This is a genomic window from Tumebacillus amylolyticus (genome assembly GCF_016722965.1).
In the GTDB taxonomy this organism is placed as follows: domain Bacteria; phylum Bacillota; class Bacilli; order Tumebacillales; family Tumebacillaceae; genus Tumebacillus; species Tumebacillus amylolyticus.
On record NZ_JAEQNB010000006.1, the window covers coordinates 315,093 to 336,360 of the forward strand.

Annotated in this window: 2 protein-coding genes; both read right to left on the reverse strand. The window is 54.4% G+C overall.

Annotated elements, in window-relative coordinates:
- Positions 1-156 precede the first annotated feature (156 nt).
- Positions 157-3,183, reverse strand: coding sequence for a condensation domain-containing protein (locus tag JJB07_RS19020; RefSeq protein ID WP_201637653.1), 3,027 nt, complete (start codon positions 3,181-3,183; stop codon positions 157-159).
- Positions 3,180-21,245 carry a non-ribosomal peptide synthetase gene (locus JJB07_RS19025; protein WP_201637654.1) on the reverse strand — a complete coding sequence of 6,022 codons (18,066 nt, stop codon included), beginning with the start codon at positions 21,243-21,245 and terminating at the stop codon, positions 3,180-3,182. Before JJB07_RS19025 ends, JJB07_RS19020 begins: the two co-directional genes overlap by 4 nt.
- Positions 21,246-21,268 lie beyond the last annotated feature (23 nt).

The window sequence follows — 21,268 nt, forward strand, 5'->3', positions numbered from 1 at the left end:
CCTCGCTTTTGGAGAGATTGGTATAGGGTATGTGTTGAGGTGGAAATAGGTGATTGCCCAGCCTCTTTCGAAGTTGCAGTATATTCCTACTTTATTCAACGGAGATAAAAAAAGAAGGGGTTCAGCACCCCTTCTTCGGTCCAACGCGACTCTTTTTTAGACGAGCTTTCCTTCACAGACCTCGACCAGATGTTGCACTTGCTCGTGGAACAGTTGCTCCAAGGAAGCGATGCTTTCCGGCGAGATCAGGGACTCCAGATAAGAGAGGTGGAGAACCAATTCGCCGTCTTGGATGTAGCCGGAGACGATCAGTTTGTATTGCGACTCTTGGTTCATCGGCTGCTCCAGATTGCCGGGCTCGTACTCTCGCCACTCGCTCGTGCCTGAGAGGTCGAGCAATTCGCCGTGATAGTTCAACAACACCTCGGGATCGGGGAAGCCCTGCATGGTTTCACGAATCTGCGCGTCGTCACTCAGGTAGCGCAGCATGTTGAAGGAAGCTCCTCCATGCGGCATCTCCTGCGAGCGTCGTTGCATCTGCGTGATGGTTTGCTCGATGGTTTGATGCCCCTCGATCCGCCCGTGACACGGGTAGGTGTTGATGAAGTACCCGACCGTTCGACTCAGGTCTACGGCCTGTTGGTCTCCTACCACATCCCGTCCGTGACCGTTGACTGCGACGCAGACCTGCTCCCGCTCAAGCCATTTGGAGAGATTGTGCAGAACGAGAGCGGTCAGCACTTCTTTACCCGACGTGTTGTACATCTCGGGGATGTGTTGGCGGATGATCGCGGTGCGCGCGGCGTCGAACTTGAAGGACTGTGACTTCATGTTCGCGAGGGTGTTGCGTTCACGGCCCTCTCCGATTGCGAAGAACGCCTCGCCCTCTTGTTCCAGAAGGGCTTCCCAATAGCGGAAGTCGTCTGCTCCCTGTGCAGAATTGGCAAAGGAGCGACACATCTCCACCCAATCTTTGTAGGAAGCGCTTTTCTCGCCCAAATGGATGTGGGACTGCTCCACGCCCTGTTCCAATTGCTCATACACCGTAATCAAGTCTTGGGGCAGGATATGGCTGCTGACGTTGTCGGTGTAGAGATGGGAGACGACCCAGAGGACGCGGTGCTGATGCTCGTCCATCTTGATCAGCGCGGCACGGTTCATGAGTCCTTTTTCAAATGTAAGGGAATTGGCCAAGTCAAGTTCCAGACGGTGGAAGGCTTCCCTTTTTTCTTGAGCAACCTCCAAGTCGGAGAGGTCGTAGAGGAGCAGTTCCACAGCTGTCTCTTCGGGAGCGAGCACGATCTGCCGGACGAGTCCGCCATCTCGCTTGTAGGTCGCCCGCAACATGTCATGTTGAGCATGCAAGATCTGAAGTGCTTGCTGTAGCAATTCAGGTTGCAGCGGCTTGCTTCGCTCCAAACAGACCGGCATGAAGAAATATTCGGGGTCCATCTTGCTACTTTGGAACAACCACTGCTGGATGTGCGACAGCGGAACCTCGCCAACGACAGGAGTTTGCGTCTCTCCTCCAACGGTGTCTTCCACGACTTCACCACTGTTCTCCCCCAGCTTGGTTTCGAGCAGGGCAACTAAGTCTGCGAACCCCGTGTTTGTATACAGTTCTTGCAGGTTGAGACGCAGTTGTAACGCTTTGTTGAGTCGAGACTGCACGCGAATCAGGTTCAAGGAATCTCCGCCCAGATACAAAAAGTTATCTTGGGGTGCAATCTCTTCCACACCGAGCACCTCGGTCCAAATGGTCCGCACCCATTCTTCCGGCGACCGCACCACGTTGACACGCTTTGGCAGTGCTTCTGCGCTCCCCGGTGCAACGCGATCAGAAGTTCCGGATGCGACCCAGCAGGACCTGAGTTCGAAGGGATACGTGGGCGCATGGACTCGCTTGCGCTTCCACTCCTGATCGAATGCGTGCCAATCGATGTTCGCCCCCGCCAACCAGAGTTGACCGAGACTTTCTTGCGAGGTCTTCCAAGCGGGCTCTTTGCGATTGAGTGAGGGGACGACCACGTGACCCTCTGAGAGTTGCAGAGTTTCGACCAACGTCGTCAGCATCGGATGCGGTCCGATCTCCAAAAACGTTGTAAACCCTTGGTCCAGCAATCTCTGAATCCCGGCTGCAAACTGCACGGTGTCCCGCAAGTGGCGACACCAATACGTTGCATCCAGAGTTCGTCCCTCCACGACTTCCCCTGTCAAGTTGGACACAAGCGGTATTTGAATGGGGGAAAACGTGACTTCTCGCTCCATAAATTCGCGATACTCGTCCAAGACGGGCTCCATCAACACCGAGTGGGAAGCTGAGGCGAGCGGCAACAGTCGGTGTACGATCCCGTCTGCCTCCAAGGAAGCGTCCAATTTTTCCACCGCATCTCGTCGGCCCGCGATGACGAAATGCTGCGGGCCGTTGACGGCTGCCACCGACACGTCCTCCCCATACGGTTCCAAGTACGCCTGTACCATCTCCAACGTTCCGTTCACCGCAAGCAAAGCTCCGCTTTCCGTCCCCTCCTGCATGAGATATCCGCGCTTAACCACGGTTTGCAGCGCATCGCGCAGAGAGAACCCGCCCGCAATGCAGGCGGCCACATACTCCCCCAAACTGTGTCCAATCACCGTATCCGGCTGAATCCCCCACGACATCCATAGAGAAGCCAGCGCATATTCGATGATAAACATCGCAGTCGAACTAATATGCAGTTGATTCAGTTCGACGCTGTACTTCGGATTGAACATGTACTCTTGAAACGGTATGGGGTAGAACGGTTGGACAAGATCAAAGCAGGTATCGCACACGTCGCGGAACAGCGACGAACTTTCATAGAAGGTCTGCCCCATCCCGATGTATTGCGAACCTTGGCCGCTGAACAGAAACGCAATTTTGAGGGGCTCTGTGCTCTGTTTCCGATAGGCGATGGCCCCCGTTGTCTCCGGTTCCTGTTGGCACAGTTTCTTGAGTTCTTCTGCATCCTGTGCGACCACCGCGATTCGATGATCAAACTCCTCCCGGCCGACGTGCAGGGTATACGCAAGATCGGCCAGGTTTTGGGCAGGTTCCACGTCTACATGGTCTTTTAGTTTCTCCGCAGCTTGACACACTGCCTCTAGACTTCTCGCCGAGAGTGTGAAGAGGTGATGCGAACGGTCGATTCCCTCTGTGCTCACGCTTCCTTACCTCCAGTTCTTGTATTCGTACCGGGAGCCTGTTCAAGTATCACGTGCGCATTCGTGCCACCGATGCCGAATGCACTTACCCCCGCTCGGCGCAGTCCTTTTTCCTCTGTCCATGGTTTGAGCGTCGTGTTGACATAGAACGGACTGTCTTCCAATCCCAAGGCCGGGTTCGGTTTGTTGAAATGCAAGCTGGGCACCAGTTCACCGTATTTCATGCAAAGCGCCACTTTGATTAACCCGGCCACACCCGCCGCTGCGTCGGTGTGCCCGATGTTGGTTTTGACCGATCCGAGGGCGCAGAAGCCTTGCTCCTGCTGATCGCCGAATACATCCTTCAACGCAGACACTTCGATCGGGTCTCCGAGATGAGTTCCCGTCCCGTGAGCTTCGATGTAGGAGATCGTCGACGGGTCGACTCCTGCCACACGTTGCGCTTTTCGAATGACGTCCGCTTGCCCCTGTTGGCTTGGAGCTGTGTAGCCGATCTTCGCATTGCCGTCGTTGTTGATCGCGGAGCCTTTGATCACCGCGTAAATCGGATCTCCGTCACGCTCTGCGGCGGAGAGGCGTTTTAACAACACCGTTCCGACCCCGTTGCCAAACACCGTTCCGTTTGCTTGCTCGTCAAACGCTCGGCAATAGCCGTCCGGCGACGCGATGAAGCCCGGTTCATATACATAGCCGCATTTTTGTGGAGTTTGAACCGAGATGCCTCCTGCGATGGCATACTCACTCTGTCCGGTCAACAAGCTTTGGCACGCCATATGCACGGCAACCAGCGAGGTGGAGCAAGCGGTGTCGACGACGACGCTTTCTCCTTGCAAGTTCAACTTGTAGGAAAGTCGAGTCGCGACGAATTTTTTGTTGGTGAGCAGGTCGCTTTGGAATTCATCCGAAGCTCCTTCTCCTCGTCCCAAGACCTCCGTTTGGAATTCTGTATCGGAGACGCCGGCATAGACGGCGGCGTTCGAACGGATGTCGCTGACTTTGTACCCGGCATTCTCAATCGCTTCCCACGCGCAGAGCATGAACAGGCGCTGTTGCGGGTCCATGTAGCTCGCTTCCTGTTGGCTCATCTGGAAGAACTCAGGATCGAACAGGTCGATGTCATCGAGATATCCTTCACGCAGCACCAAACGCTCGCGTTCCTCCGAGTCGAGATGTTCCCACTGGCTTTGCACGTCCTCAAATGTGAGGTCGCGGATCAATTCGTTGCCCTCTCTCAAGTTGCGCCAGAACTCGTAGGGAGTCTTCGAACCCGGGAAGCGCAAGCCAATGCCGATGATCGCAATCGACTCTTGTTCCACGATTCGTTCAGGTGCAAACGTCGGTTCTTGCGTACGGTGCTTCCCGGAAGTCGGTTGCCCCAACGCATCAGCCAGTTGACGAACCGTCGTGTATTGTAGCAAATCGAGAATCTTCAGGGACGAGCCCACTTGTTTTCGCAAGTCGTCCTGCACCTTCATCAACAGCAACGAGTGTCCCCCGATGTCGAAGAAGTTGTCGTCGATGCGAATCTCGGCAGGTGTACGGTTCAATGCGTTCGCCCAGATGTCTACGATCTGTTGGTGCAGATGACTTCTTCCCAACGCGACCTGGGGAGCGGCTGCGCGAGTCTGCGCTGCTTTTTTAATTGGAGTTGCTTCCTCACCGGATTGAGGCTTGCGTTGCGCCAATGCGATGCGGTCGACTTTGCCCGTCGGAGAGAGCGGCATCTGCGCAAGAGACGTCAGATGAGCAGGCACCATCCAGACCGGGAGGAGACGGCTCAGGAACGCTTTGAGTTCGTGAACGGGCAATTCCTCGACAGACGTGTAGAAGCCGTGTAGTTCCTTGCTGCCATCGGACGCGCTTTGCACGACAACAGACGCGACTTCCACCTGTGGATGGCGAAGGATCGCCGCTTCCACTTCTCCGATTTCGATGCGATACCCGCGGACTTTGACTTGGTTGTCGCGACGACCCAGAATTTCGAGATTTCCATCGGGGAGCAGTCGCGCAAGATCGCCCGTCTTGTACAGTTGATCGCTGAATCTCCGTTCGCCGGCTGTCACAAACGGATTGGGCAAGAGTGCTTCTGCCGTTTTGTCCGGCTTGCCCAGATAGCCCTTGGTCAGTGCCACCGTCTCGACATACAGCTCTCCGATCACATTGACCGGGCAGAGCGTCCGGTATTTGTTGAGCACATACAGCCTGTAGTTCGCAACAGGGGTTCCGACCGGGACGTTGACTTTTTCCTCCGGGAATGGAGTGTTGGCATCGTACGCGGAGAGGTACACCGTGCATTCGGTCGGCCCACACGCGTTGGTGATGGAGATCTGCTCACCGAAGCGGCGTTGCCAGAGACGCATGACTTCTCCTGAGAATACCTCGCCTGCGACGAACATGTTCCGGAGGGTCTTCATCTTGGCGTAACTTTCCTCTGTCAAATTCGTGGCCAGTTGCTTGAAGAACACCGTCGGCATCGCAACAGCCGTTGCTCCCGTGTTCTCCACCGCCTGTGCAAACTCTTCGACAGACAGTCGTTCCGCCTGTGAAAGCAGATGACAACGACCGCCGAGCAGAAGCGGGACAAACGTATCCCACACGGACACATCGAAGCTAAACGATGCGAATTCCAACACAACATCATCACGGCCAATGCGGTACCGATCCGCAGCCCACTCCACGAGATTGACCACACCGCGATGGGCAAGCATGGCTCCCTTGGGCTGTCCGGTTGATCCTGACGTGTAGATCATATAGGCGAGATCATCCGGGCGAAGTTCCGTTCGCAGATCTTGCTTGTCGGAAACCTCGGCGGCCTCTTCGATGCACAGAATTTTCGGTCCCTGTTGTCCACCCTCCGACTCCAAAAACGCTTGCAGCTTTTCTACATACGCGAGTTTGGTGAACAGATAAGGAGCTCCGCTGTCTCCGATCATGTAGCGGATTCGCTCTTCCGGATAATCCGGGTCGATCGGCACGTACACGCCGCCGGCTTTCATGACGCCAAGCAGACAGACGACCGTCTCCATCGAGCGCTCCATGACGATGCCGACAAACTCACCGCTCTGCAACCCCTGCTGCTTCAACAGATGGGCAACCTGATTGGATCGCTCGTTCAGCCCTGCGTAGGTCAGTTGACCCCGCTCGCCGGACAGTGCGATGCTCATCGGGTAGGACTGCACACAATCATAGAAGCGATCGACCAACGTCGTTTCCAGATCGTACTCAGCCGCCGTGTCATTGAACGCGGCATAGATTCCCCGGTCTTCTGCGGACAAGAGTTCAACTTCTGCCAGCGGCGCTGTCATTCGTTCGACGAACGCGTGCAACACCTCTTGGTACAAGTCCGCAAAGCGCAAGATGCTCTCCCGTTTGAACAGATCGGTTTTGTACTCAAAGGCCAATCGCAACCCGTTCACCTGTTCGACAGCCATCAGGGAGCAGTCGACTTTGGCCGTTTGGAACCCCAACTCTTCCTCCCTGCTCACAAACTGCAGGGACCCTGCTGGCTGTACAGTTCCCCGTTCCGCATGCAACGTGAACATGGTGGAGTAGATCGGCGTTCGTGATGTGTCGCGAGTCGGGTTTACTTTTTCGACCAAGAGATCGAAGGAGTACGCATGGTTCTCGAAGGCGCTCAAGAATTGGTGCTTCACTTCTTGCACCAGGTCCCGAAGAGTCTGAATGTCCTCAATCCGTGTGCGAATCCCCAACATGTTGACAAAGAATCCGACCATCGGTTCCAGTTCTTCGTTCATACGCCCTGCCACCGGTGTCCCGACGATGAGATCATCCTGTCCGCTCAGGTGGTGCATCAGCATGAAATAGGCAGCCAGCAACAGTTGGTACAGAGACACGTCTTCCCGCATCGCCACTCCTCGCAGTTGCTCCAACAGTTCGAGGGAGACTGTACGTTCCTCCGTCGAGCCGCTGTAGGTCATCACCGGAGGGCGAGGGTAGTCGGTCGGCAATTCCAAGACCGGCAACGGCTTGGAGAGTTGTTGCAACCAGTACTCTTCCTGCGCCTGCCACGTTCCTTTTTCCAATTCCTCACGTTGCCACGCCGCAAAATCTACATAGCGTACCGCAAGCGGTGCCCACTCCGGTTCTCCGCCTCGAACTTGCGCTTCATACGCCAACGACAAGTCGCGGAACAGCAACTCCATACTCCATCCGTCGATGACGATGTGGTGGATGTTCAAGAACAATTGGTACGATTGCTCTCCACGTTTGAACAACAACATGCGTACCAGCGGCCCTTTTGTGAGATCGAACGGTTGGGCGTTGAAGAGCTCGATTTTCATCGAGATGAACTCAGCTTGCGTTTCGCGATCCAAACCTTGGAGATCCCGGACTTCCAGAGGAATTACGATCTCATCCAACACTTGCTGGCGAGGCTCGCTTCCCAGTTGGAAGAACACGGTTCGCAACGCTTCGTGACGCTCAATGACGAGTTTCCAAGCGGCTTCGAACTTCTCCAGATCCAGCGTCCCTTCATGCTCCATCATCGTCATCACATCGTACATCCGGTTGCTTGGATGAAGTTGATGCAGGAACCAGATTCGTTTCTGCGCAGAAGACAATTCATAGTGCGCTTGCTCAGGCAGACGCTCGATCATCGCGGGCGCCAACGTCGGCACAACCGAATTGGCCTCTACATGAGCCGCAATTCCCTCCAGCGTCGGATGCAAGAAGATATCCCTCATCTCCAGACGAACAGACAGCTCCTTGTGAACACGGTTCAAAAATTGAATCGCCATCAGCGAGTGACCGCCCATCTCGAAGAAATGGTCATCACGGCTGATCTCCTCTCTCGCAAACAAATTCGTCCAAATGGAAGCTACCCGCTCCTCCATCGCAGTCACCGGTGCGAGGAACTCCCGACTGTGGGTCACTGCGACCGACTCGGCCCTCTCGGTCAGCATCCTGCGGTTGACCTTGCCATTTGGCAGCAGCGGCATCTCCTCCAAGAGCAGAATTTGTGCAGGCACCATGTAAGCCGGCAGTTTGCCCTCCAACTCACGGCGCAGTTCTGCCGGAGAGAGCGGGTTGCTTTGCGTGGTGTAGAAGGCGATCAGCTCGTTCTGACCGAGGGCGTCCTTTTTCACGACGACCGCTGCAAGGTCTACAGCCGGATGCTGCAACAGACACTCTTCTACTTCTCCGGTCTCGATGCGGTAGCCGCGCACTTTTACCTGGAAGTCTTGGCGACCGATGAATTCGATCTCCCCGCTTGGCAACAGACGCACGATGTCCCCCGTTTTGTACACATGCTGTCCGGGTTTGAGTGGATGCGGCTTGAAGGCCTCTGCGGTTTTGTCCGGCTTGTTCAGATAGCCTTTTGCCAATCCTGTTCCTTCAATATAGAGCTCTCCTGGGACGTTGACGGGGCACAATTGCAAGTGCGAGTTCAAGATGGACAATTCCAAGTTGGCAAGAGGACGGCCAATCGGCACCGTCGACCATTCAGGGTTCACCGTTTCCCGCACTCGGTGGTACGTGGTGAACACGGTCGCTTCCGTAGGTCCATACCCGTTGACGATTTCAAGGCTGTCCCCGAACCGCTCTTGCCAGATCCGCACGCTCTCGGCCTGCAACGCTTCCCCTGCAACGAAGATACACGTCATCGTCTGCCACGGGTTCAAATTCTCAGGCAAATGCAACCCGAACTGGTGGAACAGCGCCGGCGGCAAGAATGTGATCGTCGCCTGCAACTCCTCGACCGCTTGCCCAAAGGCTTCAACCGAGTGACGCTGACGATCTGACAGCACATGCACTCGTGCGCCCAACAACAGCGACGTGTACAATTCCCAAACCGACAAGTCGAAACTGTGGGAGGAGAATTGCAGCATCGATTGACGCACGTCCGCTGTGAAAGTTTCCTTCATCCACGTGACCAAACTGACGACGCCTCGATGAGCCACCATCGTTCCTTTCGGCCAACCGGTTGAGCCTGAGGTGTAGATCATGTACGCGAGGTCGGTCGGCTCGTTGCCAACGGCGAGATTCGCCTTGGAAGTGGTGTTCGGGATGTCCTCCATGCAGACCGTCTCCACCGTGCCCTCTGCCAATCGAGAGCACAGATGTTTTTCAGTGAGCACAACGCTCGCCCCGCTGTCCTCCAACATGTATTGCACACGCTCTTCCGGGTAATTCGGATCGATCGGCACATACGCGGCCCCAGCTTTGAGTACCGCCAGCATCGCCACGACAGATTCTCGGCTACGCTCCATCAAGATGCCGACAAACTGATTCGTGCCGACCCCTTGCTCTTGTAAAAAGCGCGCCACTTGGTTCGTGCGCTCATTCAATTCCCCATAGGTGAGCATCCCTTGCTCATCGGAAAGTGCCGGTTCCTCGGGGCGCAGCGCCGCTTGCTCATAAAACAGTTCCTGGATCGTCGCTTCCTCCGGGAATGCCAGTTGCGTCTCGTTCAACTGCGCATAGAGTAGGCGGTCGGTGTCGGAGAGCAAATCCAACGCACCGAGCGGTTTGGAAAGGTGTTGCGCCAAGGCATGCAACACTTTTTTCAAACGGTCGTGGAACTGCTCGATGGTTGATCTCTTGAACAAGTCGGTGTTGTATTCAAATTCCAAGACCAAACCATCCGCGTCATCCAAAACAGCCAAGGAGAGGTCAAATTTGGAGATGGTGTGCGGAGGTGATTTCATATCGCCTTTTTTATTCGTTTCATACAGGAACATCGTCGAGAAAATGGGGTGACGGCTCGTATCTCGCTCCGGGTTCACTTTTTCAACCAAGAGATCGAAGGGATACTCTTGGTGCTCGTAGCTGCGTAAAAATTGAGTCTTCACCGCTTGCAACAGATCGTGGAGGGATTCAACTCCTGCAAACGAGATGCGAATCGGCATCGTGTTGACGAAGAATCCGATCATCGGCTCCAATTCTGCAACCGTTCGTCCCGCAGCCAACGTGCCGACGATGATGTCTTCCTCAGCTGACATCTGGTGCAGCAGCATCAGATAGGCGGTGAGCGTCAACAGGTACATCGAGACTTCCTCACGTTTGGCAAGTGCTCGCAGTTGCTCGGTCACCTCCATCGGGACGTGTGCATGCACCATCTCCCCGTGGAACGTCATCACTTCCGGTCGTGCAAAATCGGTCGGCAAGTTGAGCACCGGCAACGGCTTTGCCATCGCGTTCAACCAAAATTGCTCCTGCTGTTCCCACTTCCCTGCCAAGAGCTCCTGATTCTGCCACGCTGCATACTCCACGTACCGCACAGGCAGAACTTCCCAATCCGGCTGTTGTCCGCTCTTCAACGCTTCATAAGCCAAGGTCAGGTCCCCAAACAGCACGTCGAGGCTCCAACCGTCTGTGATGATGTGGTGCATGCTCAGATACAACTCAGACTCCGCTTCGGAGAGTTTGAACAGAATCGTTCGCAGAAGCGGCCCCACTTCCAGATCGAAAGGAACACTTTCACTTGCTTCCACGGTTGCGCGAATGAACGCTTGCTGCTCGGCGGACGTTTTCCCGCACAGATCATGCACGACCATCGGCACTTCCAGCTCTGCGTTCACCACCTGACGCGGCACATCCTCAATTTCCACAAACAAGGTACGCAGTGCTTCATGACGCTGTACCACCATCTGCCACGCTGCTTGGAAGGCGGGGAGGTCCAGAGTGCCTCGATAGGTTTTCAACATCGGGACGTTGTACACGTTGCTCATGGGATGGAATTTGTAGAGGATATACAAGCGCTGTTGAGCATGAGACATTTCATAATGCGCAAGCTCCGGCAAGGACGGAATGAGCACCGCTTGCTGCTCACAATCGTCGCCCAACAAGCCATCCACATGATTCGCCAAGCTTTCCAGCGTCGCGTGAAGGAACATGTCTTTCAACTCAACGGTCACGCCCCACTGCTTTTGAATCCGGTTGGTCACTTGAATCACCAGTAGAGAGTGTCCACCCAAATCGAAGAAGTTGTCGTTTGCGCTGATTTCATCCCGCTTCAACACACTTCCCCAGATCTCTTGCAACGCTTGTCCGGTTGGCGTAGAGGGGGCAACGAAATCGTGCGTGATGTCGAAGGAAGCATCCGCCGCGATCTGCTCTAACGCTTTGCGGTCGACCTTACCGTTTGGTGTCAGAGGCATCTCCTCAAGCCACACGATGCGCGTCGGGACCATATAGGCCGCTACTTGACGGCCGATATACCCCTTGAGTTCCTCCGACTCCAACTCGCCTCCCGTCGACTTGTAGAACCCGACGAGCATGTTGTTCCCGTCGCTTGCGGTCTTCACGATGACGGCGGCCATTTCCACAGCCGGGTGTTGCACGAACACTTCTTCGATCTCGCCAAGCTCAATGCGGAAGCCGCGCACTTTGACTTGGTTGTCAATCCGCCCCAAGTATTCGATCGTGCCGTCTGCTAAGATGCGCGCCAAATCCCCGGTTCTGTAGAGTCGATCTCCCGGAGTGCCGGGCAAATGATTGGCAATGAACGCTTGGGCTGTTTTTTCCGGTTGGTGTAGATATCCTTGCGCCAACTGCACACCACCGACCAGCAATTCACCCTTGACGCCTACCGGGCAGAGCTGACCCCCGCGGTTGACCACGTAACATTGGGTGTTGGCAATCGGACCCCCGATGTAGACCGTTTCCAGAGGTGCTTCGATCAAAAATGCCGTGACATCGACCGCAGCTTCTGTCGGCCCGTAGAGGTTGGCGATGCGCGTACCTGTTGGATACATTTCGAACCACTGGTTGACCAACTTGCTTGGCAATGCTTCCCCGGACACGATGAAGTTGCGCATCACAAAGCGCGGGCGATCCTCCTCTTGAAGACCTTGCAAATAGTTGACGAAGAGGGAGAACAAAGCCGGCACGAACTGCATGTAGGTCACTTGGTAGCGCATCATGAAGTCGGCAAGGAACTCCGGGTTGGTGTAGACTTCACGCGGCAGAATCAGTAACGACGCCCCATGTCGCAACGGCCAGAACAGTTCGATAATCGAGTCATCGAAACAATGGGTGGTTCGCTGAATCATGCAATCTTGAGGCGTAGCGGCAAAGACGGACTGATGCCATAACAGTCGGTTGACGATGGCGGCATGTTGAATCACGACGCCCTTGGGCTTTCCTGTCGATCCCGACGTGTAGATGACGTACGCCAGGTCGCTCGGCTCGTTGACGGCAACAGGCGTGTCTGTGCTGTACTTCTGCAAGTCGCTCCACACAAAAATCGAAGTCTTCGCGTCGGTCACATCCTGACTGTTTGCAGACGCATCCATATAGAGCAACGACTTCAGAGCAAGACCACTTGCAATTTCTTCGACTTGTTCTCGATAGGTTTGCTTGGACAAAAGCACTTGAGATCCCGAGTTCGTCAGCATGTACTGAACGCGCTGTATCGGGTATTCCGGGTCGATCGGCACATACGCACCGCCCGCTTTCAAGATCCCGTACATCCCCACCAACAGCTCGATGCTGCGCTCCATCATGATCCCGACCAATTGATTTCGCTCGATACCTTGATCACGCAGGAAGTTCGCGAGTCGGTTTGAACGCTCATGCATCTCCCCATAGGTGATCGACTGGCCTTCGTAGATCAACGCAATTCTCTCGGGATGCGCTTCAGCCTGTTCGATGAACGCTTCGTGCAACAGTTGGTTCAAATCAAACTCCACGGCCGTTTCGTTCATCGCTGCATAGACGGCACGGTCAGCGTCGGTGATCCATTCCACACTGTCCAGCGGAGCACGGAGATTGGTTGCAAACGCCTCCAACACCTGGAGCAACAGGTTCCCATAACGCTCCATCGTGGTTTGGTTGAACAGGTCGGTATTGTACTCAAAGTTAAACATCAACGTCTCGTTTTTCTCCCCCGCATAGAGCGCGAGATCAAACTTGCTCGTCTCCGATTGGAAATCGACCCCAAACAATGACTCTGCACCTTGTTCCGCTGCCTGCATGCCCTCGAGATAACCAAACAAAGTCGAGAAGATCGGAGGACGGCTCATGTCACGCTCGGGATTGACTTTCTCCACCAACAGATCAAACGGGTAATTTTGATGCTGGTAGGCTTCCAACGTCTGCTGTTTCACCACATGCAGCAAATCTTGCAACGTGCGCACCTGTTCTTCAAAACGCACACGAATCGGTAGCGTATTGGCAAAAAAGCCGACAATCGGTTCGAGGGCATCCATCGTCCTCCCTGCAACCGGCATCCCCACGATGATGTCCTCATCTTGGGAGAGATGGCGCAACAGAGTCACATACGCCGTACACAAGAGCATGTTCATCGATACTTCTTGCTGCTTGGCGACCTGTTGCAAGCTCGCATACAGCGTTTTCGAAGCTTCTACATGGAGAGACGTCCCGGCAAACGTCTGCGTTTTCGGACGCTCTCGATCTCTCGGCAAATCCAAGACCGGCAAGGGCTTGGCCAACGTTTGCAACCAATATCCTTCTTCCTCCGGACCGTGACCGCCCGTTTCCTCTTGCCACTGTGCATAATCGAGGTATTGGATCGGCAAAGGCTCTAGATCTGCTTCTCGGCCCTCTCTCTCGGCGCGATACAGCTCCAAAAGTTCACGGAAAATCACATTGTTACTCCAGCCGTCTGTGACGATGTGGTGCATGTTCAGATAGATGTGCGTCAGCTCTGCGCTCAATTGGAACGCAAGCACTCGCATCAAAGGTCCTCGGGTCAGATCAAACGGAACTTCGTTGCAAGCGCTCATCTTCGCTTCAAGAGTCGCCCTCTGGAGATGTGCATCGAGGCTTCTCAAATCCTGATACTCGAAGAGCACATTCCCCTGATCCAACACCTGCTGACGCGGCACTCCCTCCACTTCGAGGAACACGGTGCGCAAAATCGCATGTCTTGCAGCCAACGCTTGCAAAGCTTGTGCAAACACGCTTGGTTCCAATTGTTCATGGAGCAGGTAGCTCACCGGCACATGGTACACCGTCGCCCCCGGATCAAATTTGTAGAAGAACCACAAGCGTTTTTGTGCATGAGACAACGCATAGTGCTCTTGAGCAACCGCACGAGGAATCTGCAACTCACCCACTTCGGAATCATTCCCCAGTCGCTGAGCCACAATCTCCGCCAATTGCTCCACAGTAGGAGCGGCAAACAGCTCTTTCAACTCGATCTGCAGCCCCAACTGTTTGCGAATGCGATTGACCACTTGCATCGCCAACAGCGAATGTCCACCGAGTTCGAAGAAGTGGTCTTGGATATGAACTTGCTCACATCCGAGCAATTCGGACCAAATCTCCGCAATCACCATTTCTTCTGCCGTGCGCGGGGCTACGATGAGATCGCGAACGTCCGCCAACACCGCCTCAGGTTCCGGCAACATCCGACGATCCACTTTGCCGCTTGGGTTCAACGGGAACGCTTGTAACAACACATAGCTCGCAGGCACCATAAAGGCTGGCAAGCGTTCATTCAAGAACATCCGCAGATCACTTGCAGTAGGGTGACAATTCTCTGCCGGTACTGTATAGGCTACCAATCGCTTCTGACCCGCTCGGTCCTCTCTCGCGACCACCACGACTTGTTCCAAGTCAGGATGTTGCCCAAGGGCCGCTTCAATTTCACCAAGTTCAATACGGAATCCGCGAATCTTGACTTGATCGTCCGTTCGTCCCAAGAATTCCAGATTGCCGTCCGGAAGGTATCGCACCAAATCGCCTGTTTTGTACAACTTTCCGTCTCTCTCCACGCGAAACGGATCAGCCAGGAAGCGCTCCGCCGTCAACTGAGGTTGGTTGAGATAGCCTCGTGCCACCCCATCGCCTCCGATGTACAACTCCCCCGCCACTCCAATCGGTACAGGTTGCAGATGATGATCGAGTACATAGACCATCGTGTTCGCAATAGGTCGCCCGATCGGAACATTCGATGCCAACTGCTCCAACGAAGAAATCGGATAATACGTGGTAAACGTTGTGCCCTCCGTCGGGCCATACACGTTGACCAACTGACAGTCAGGCAAACGGGTCAGCGCTTCTCTCGCGTGTGGAAGCGACATCACCTCTCCACCTGTCAGCAACGTTTTTAGATGCACCAAGCACTCCAGATGGTTCTCAATCAACTGGTTAAACAACGAGGTGGTCAAAAACATCGTCGTAACTTTGTACTGGAGCAAGAGATTCCCCAGTTCTTCAAAAGAGAGCTTGTTCGCCGGCGGGACGATCAAACGACCCCCGTGCAGCAGACATCCCCAAATTTCAAACGTTGCTGCGTCGAACGAAATCGTTGCGTACTGCAAGAACACTTGATCCTGCGAGAACTGCACGTAGTGGTTCTGTTTGACCAAACGCACCACGCCGCGATGCGGGATGCACACCCCCTTGGGTTTGCCGGTCGATCCGGAAGTGTAGTTCACATACGCCAGATGATCCGGCTGAATCGTGTGTACTGGATTCGCTTCACTTTCCTGCTCGAACGATGTACCCTCACGGTCGATGCAAATCGTCTCCACCGAAGAGATCGGCAATTGTGGCAGTACCTCTTGCTGCGTCAACAACAACGAGATTTTCGTATCTTCAAACATATACAGCAAGCGTTCTTCCGGATACGTTGGTTCAAACGGCATATAAGCGCCACCCGCCTTCAAGATCCCGAGCATGGCGGTGATCATTTCTACAGAACGCTCCATGCACAACCCGACGAGCACATCGGCTCCCACCCCGCGCGAACGAAGATGATGGGCCAAACGGTTGGACCTTGCGTTCAGTTCACGGTAGGAGAGTTGGTGGTCATCCCCCACAATCGCGATTGAATCGGGAGTCTCTTCCACTTGCGCTTCAAACAGTTCAGAAATCGTGAGGTGCTTGGGATATTCCGTCTCTGTCCGGTTCAAGTCCATCAACAAGTGATGTTCTTCGCCCTCACTCACCAGCGGCAACTGGGAGATCGGTACGTCCGGCTGGGCGATGATGCCTTCCAACAACACTTGGAAATGTCGTACCAGGCGGGAGATCGTAGCGGGCTCGAACAATTCGGTGTTGTATTCCAGACGGCCGACCAAACGGCCTCCCTCTTCGGAAAGTGGAAGATACAAATCGAATTTGGACGTTCCGTTGTGGACTTCCAACGCCTCCACGCTCAAACCTGACAGCACAAACTCCGCAGGCGGGACCAACTGGAACATCACTTGGAACAGCGGCGAATGGCTCAAGTCGCGCTCCGGTTGCACTTCTTCCACCAATTTTTCAAACGGCACGTCTTGATTGGCGTAGGCATCCAGCGCAACTTGTCTCACGCGCTTCATGACTTCTTGGAACGCAGGTTCTTCGGAAAGGTCAGTTCGCAACACCAACGTGTTGACGAAAAATCCGATCAACCCTTCGATCTCCTGCCGGTTTCGGTTGGCAATCGGCGAACCCACGACGATATCGGTTTGTCCCGAATAACGGTGCAACAACGTCTGGAAAGCAGCCAACAACGTCATAAACAGCGTGACACCCTCGCGCTGGCTTAACGCTTTCAAATCCTCCGTCAAACGCTTGGACAGCACAAATTTATGCACGGCGCCTTGGAACCCCGGAAGTGCCGGACGTGGACGATCTGTCGGCAATTGCAAGACAGGAAGCGGCCCGGTCAATTGTTGCTTCCAATAAGTAAGTTGTGCTTCGAGTACCTCCCCTTGCAACCACTGACGTTGCCATTGGGAGAAATCGGCATATTGGATCGGCAGTTCGGGTAGCGGTGATCCAGACTCTCCCGCATAGAGGTCCGCAAGTTCGCTTGCAAACACCCCCATCGACCAGCCATCGGAGACGATATGATGCATGTTAACGATCAGAACGTGTTCAAACTGGCCCAATTGCACCACTTGAGCGCGGAACAGCACGTCTTGTGTCAGGTTGAACACATGCCCTGCTTCCGCCTTCACGAGTTGCATCACCTGCTCCATGCGCTCCTGCTCAGGCAAGTTCGTCAGATCGTATACGGAGAACGGCAAGTTCACCGATTCACGAATCACTTGAACGGGCTGACCCTCCACATCGACGAACGTCGTGCGCAACGCCTCATGTCGAGAGAGAATCATGCGCAGACTTTGTTCCAATCGGACAACGTCCAACGCTCCGTGGAGATGAAGGGCGACCGGTATGTTGTAAGAAGGCAGCCCCGGCCAAAATTGCTCTAAAAACCACAGACGTTGCTGTGCAAACGAAAGCGGCACTTCAGCCCCACGGTCGAGAGAGACAATCGGCGGAACTTCATAAGGGCGTTCCAACTGCCGCGCATTCTCGATCCGCTGCGCCAACGAGCTGACCGTCGAAGCTTCGAAGAGATCGTGCAATTGAAATTCCAAACGGAACGCATCCCGAATCCGGGAAATGACTTGCGTCGCCAACAGGGAGTGTCCACCCTGCTCAAAGAAATGGTCATGAACACCCACTTTTTCAAATCCCAGTACCTGTGCAAAAATCCCTGCGACCAACTCTTCAATCGGAGTGCGCGGTGCGATGTACTCCGTCTCTTGTTCAAAACGAAACTGACTGGGACTGGGCAGTGCACGGCGATTGACCTTGCCGTTGAGCGTCAACGGAATGGTAGGCAGCAGCACAAACGCACTGGGCAACATATAATCAGGCAACAGACTTTTCAGATAGGTCCGCAATTTCGGCACGAGCACACGCGCAAAGTTTGCTTGCAGCGGATTGTTGGCATACGCGTGCCAAGGAAGCGGGAAGGCTGCCTTCTCTTGGAACACGGGCAAACGCCGCGGTTCAGAATCTGTGCAAGGTTGGAAGACCACATCGTAACTCCCCGACGCATCTCCCTGCACCCAACTGACATCGACACGATACCCCAAGAGTTCCCCTATCGCCCATAAGTCCTCAGGATTCACACCCTTGTCTGTCTGTTCAGCGACTGCCTTCTCCAGCAATTCCCCGACATTTGGCGGCAGGTCAGGGCTCTCCAAGAGGCCGTGAGCCGTCACTTCGTGCAACACACGAGAGTTGGGCACACGTCGAATTTTTACCGCCTGCTGGCCGGGTTGTGTGAGGATCTGACGCAAGCTCTCCACCGTCAAGAAATCAGATTCCCAATCCAGCCAATCTCCCCCGTCGATCAGGAGCGGACGTTCCGTTCCGATGTGTAAGATGACGTCATAACGGAACTGCGTCAATTCGTTGTGTGCAACGCCGCGCTTCGGCAAAATTTCAACATGCCCGATGTGGGGAAGCTGTTGTTGCAAAGCCAAGAAGAAGGCCGGATCAATCACAAGTTCATTTTCTTCAAACATCCCTTTTTGAATGTTCTGACTCAAAATTTCAGTCGACATCGCCTTTGGGGCCTCATGCAGCTCGACCGCCGTATGGAACGCGCCCAAGAGCCCAAAATGTCGCACATCTCCTACAAAAACAAAGCCTCCCGGTGACACGACCTCTGTCGCCCCGCGCAACACGTCCACCAAATACTCAATATTCGGGAAGTACTGCACGACCGAGTTGATCACCACACCTGTGAAGGAGGAAGCTTCCAACCCTGCGAAATTGTCTGCCGTCCGATGAAGCAACTCCACTTGCGGCAACGGGAGTTCGCGACTCGCCAATTGATGATGCAGGCGGTTCACAACCTCTTGGGAAAAATCGGCCCCTACGTAGCGCTCACAATGCGGTGCAACGCGGTGTAAAATCATCCCGGTGCCACACCCGATCTCCAGCATGCGCTTCGGTTTCAGATCCAGAATCCGATCTACCGTATGACCAAGCCATTCGCGCATCTCGTCTGCCGGAATGGCATCTCCCGAATAGGAACTGTTCCAACCGATAATGTTGAACGTCGGGTCTTCCGATTCTTCGGACGTTTGCGTATAGGTGGTGTTAAACACCATCTCCCACTGGGAAGTCTGCTCCTGTTGCAGTTCTTGCTCCGCCTCTTGTTCCTCGCTGTCGGTGGATTGAGGGTCGTGTACGACATAGGCCACCAGTCGTTTGTCTCCCTGTTCATACTCGCGAGCGATCACCACAGCTTCTTGGATCGCAGGGTGCTGACCCAGTACTTTTTCAATCTCCCCTAATTCAATCCGAAACCCGCGGATCTTCACTTGCTGATCCGCCCGACCCAAGAACTCAAGGTTGCCATCCGCTCGGTAACGAACCAAGTCCCCCGTCTGATACAGCCGCTCTCCGCGCTCTCCATACGGATTGGCAATGAACTTTGCATCAGTCAGGTCTTGGTTGTTGAGGTAGCCGCGTGCAAGACCTGCTCCCCCGATGTAGAGCTCCCCCACACCTCCGATGGGCACGAGTCGCAGATGTTGATCCAAAACGTATACCTTCGTGTTGGCAATCGGCCGCCCAATCGGCACAGACGAAGAAATTTGCTCCACGTGGGTCAGCGTGTAACAGCAGGTGAACGTCGTGTTTTCCGTCGGACCGTACCCGTTGATGACGTGGCAATTCGGCAAGGACTGCAACACTTTTTTCACATGCGCAACCGAAAGAACGTCCCCGCCTGCCAGAAGTTGCCTCACCTGAACCAAATCTTCGAGACGCTCGTCCACCAATTGATGGAACAGCCCTGCTGTCAACCAGAGCGTTGTCACGCCGTGTTCGCGGATACATTCGCCCAATTCTTCCAAGGAACGCATCTGCGGCGGATATAGAACCAAGCGCGCACCGTTCAACAAACTTCCGAAAATCTCAAATATCGAGGCATCAAACGAAATGGGCGCAAATTGCAGCAACACGTCTTCCGCAGTCAAAGAGACATAATTCGTTTGTTTCACCAACCGAACGACCGCTTGATGTGGAACACAGACCCCCTTGGGTCTCCCTGTTGAGCCCGAGGTGTACAGTACATAGGCGAGATCTTGCGAAGAGGACGCGAAGACGGGGTTCTCCTCGCTTTCTTGCGCGAGACGGCCCAAATCAGAATCCAGACAGACGATGGAGGTCGCCTGCTCCGGCAATTTTTCGAGAAGATGTTGCAGCGTGACGAGAACGTCCAATCCCGTCTCTTCCATCATAAAAGTCAACCGGTCCATCGGGAGGTTGGCGTCCAGCGGTACATATGCGCCGCCCGCCTTTAAGATCCCGAGCAGACCGACCACCAGCTCAACCGAACGCTCCACACAGATTCCAACCATCACTTCGGGCCCGACCCCGAGTTTTCGCAAGTGATGCGCCACTTGGTTGGAACGACGATTTAGTTCTTGGTACGAGATTACTTGATCTGCACACACGAGAGCCACTGCATCCGGAGTTGAACGAACTTGCTCTTCGAATAGGAATTGAATCGAGAATTCCTTGGGGTAATCGGTCTCCGTTTGGTTCCAATTCAACAGCACTTGTTGTTGTTCGGTGTCTGAGAGCATCGGAATCTCGTGGAGAGCAAGATCGGGATTGACGAGGACCGATTCCAACAACGTTTGGTAATGTTCCAGCATGCGCTGAATCGTACTCTCTTCAAACAAATCGGGATTGTACGAAAAAGAGGTGGTGTACGTCCCGTTCTCCTCGTCAATCGAAACCATCAGATCATGGCCGGCTCCACCAAAGATGGAAGCGGACACTCCAAGAGGTTGAACCTGCGCCTCCCCAAGAGGCGCTGAAAACAAGACCGGAAGTTGGGCATCGAACTGAAGTCCCTGCGTGGTTTGGGCTTCCGACAAATCGGCTTCGACCGAAGCATTTTGGTAAACACGCGCTTGGGATACATCGCGTTGCACACGCTGCGCCAACTGACGGAAGATTTGGACTTCAGTAGGTTTAGCTGGGAGCACCCAGATTTGCTCGTGCCCACTTTCCGACCGGCTCAACAACGTGCCGATCAAAAAGTCGGCTTGTCCTGTATAACGGTACAGTAAAGTTTCACAAACCGTCAGCAACAACGTATAGAGATCGACGTCCAACTCGTGGCAAAGCTCTTGCGTTCGCTCTGCAAGCGGTGCAGGCCATGTGCAAGCATGCACAGAAAACGGAACTCCTGAGGTCGTAGAGCGGGGTCTGTCTGCTGGCAATTGCAAAGCGGACCATTCACCACTGAACAGGCTCTTCCAATAAGAGAGTAGATCACCCATGTCCCTCTCCGCCGTTTGGTGCCTCGTCATGTTTTTCATTGTTTCCCCTCCAGAACCGCATT

Coding starts and splice junctions, on each gene's coding strand:
- JJB07_RS19025 (WP_201637654.1), bottom strand. CDS start 21,245: ATGAAAAACATGACGAGGCACCAAACGGCGGAGAGGGACATGGGTGAT.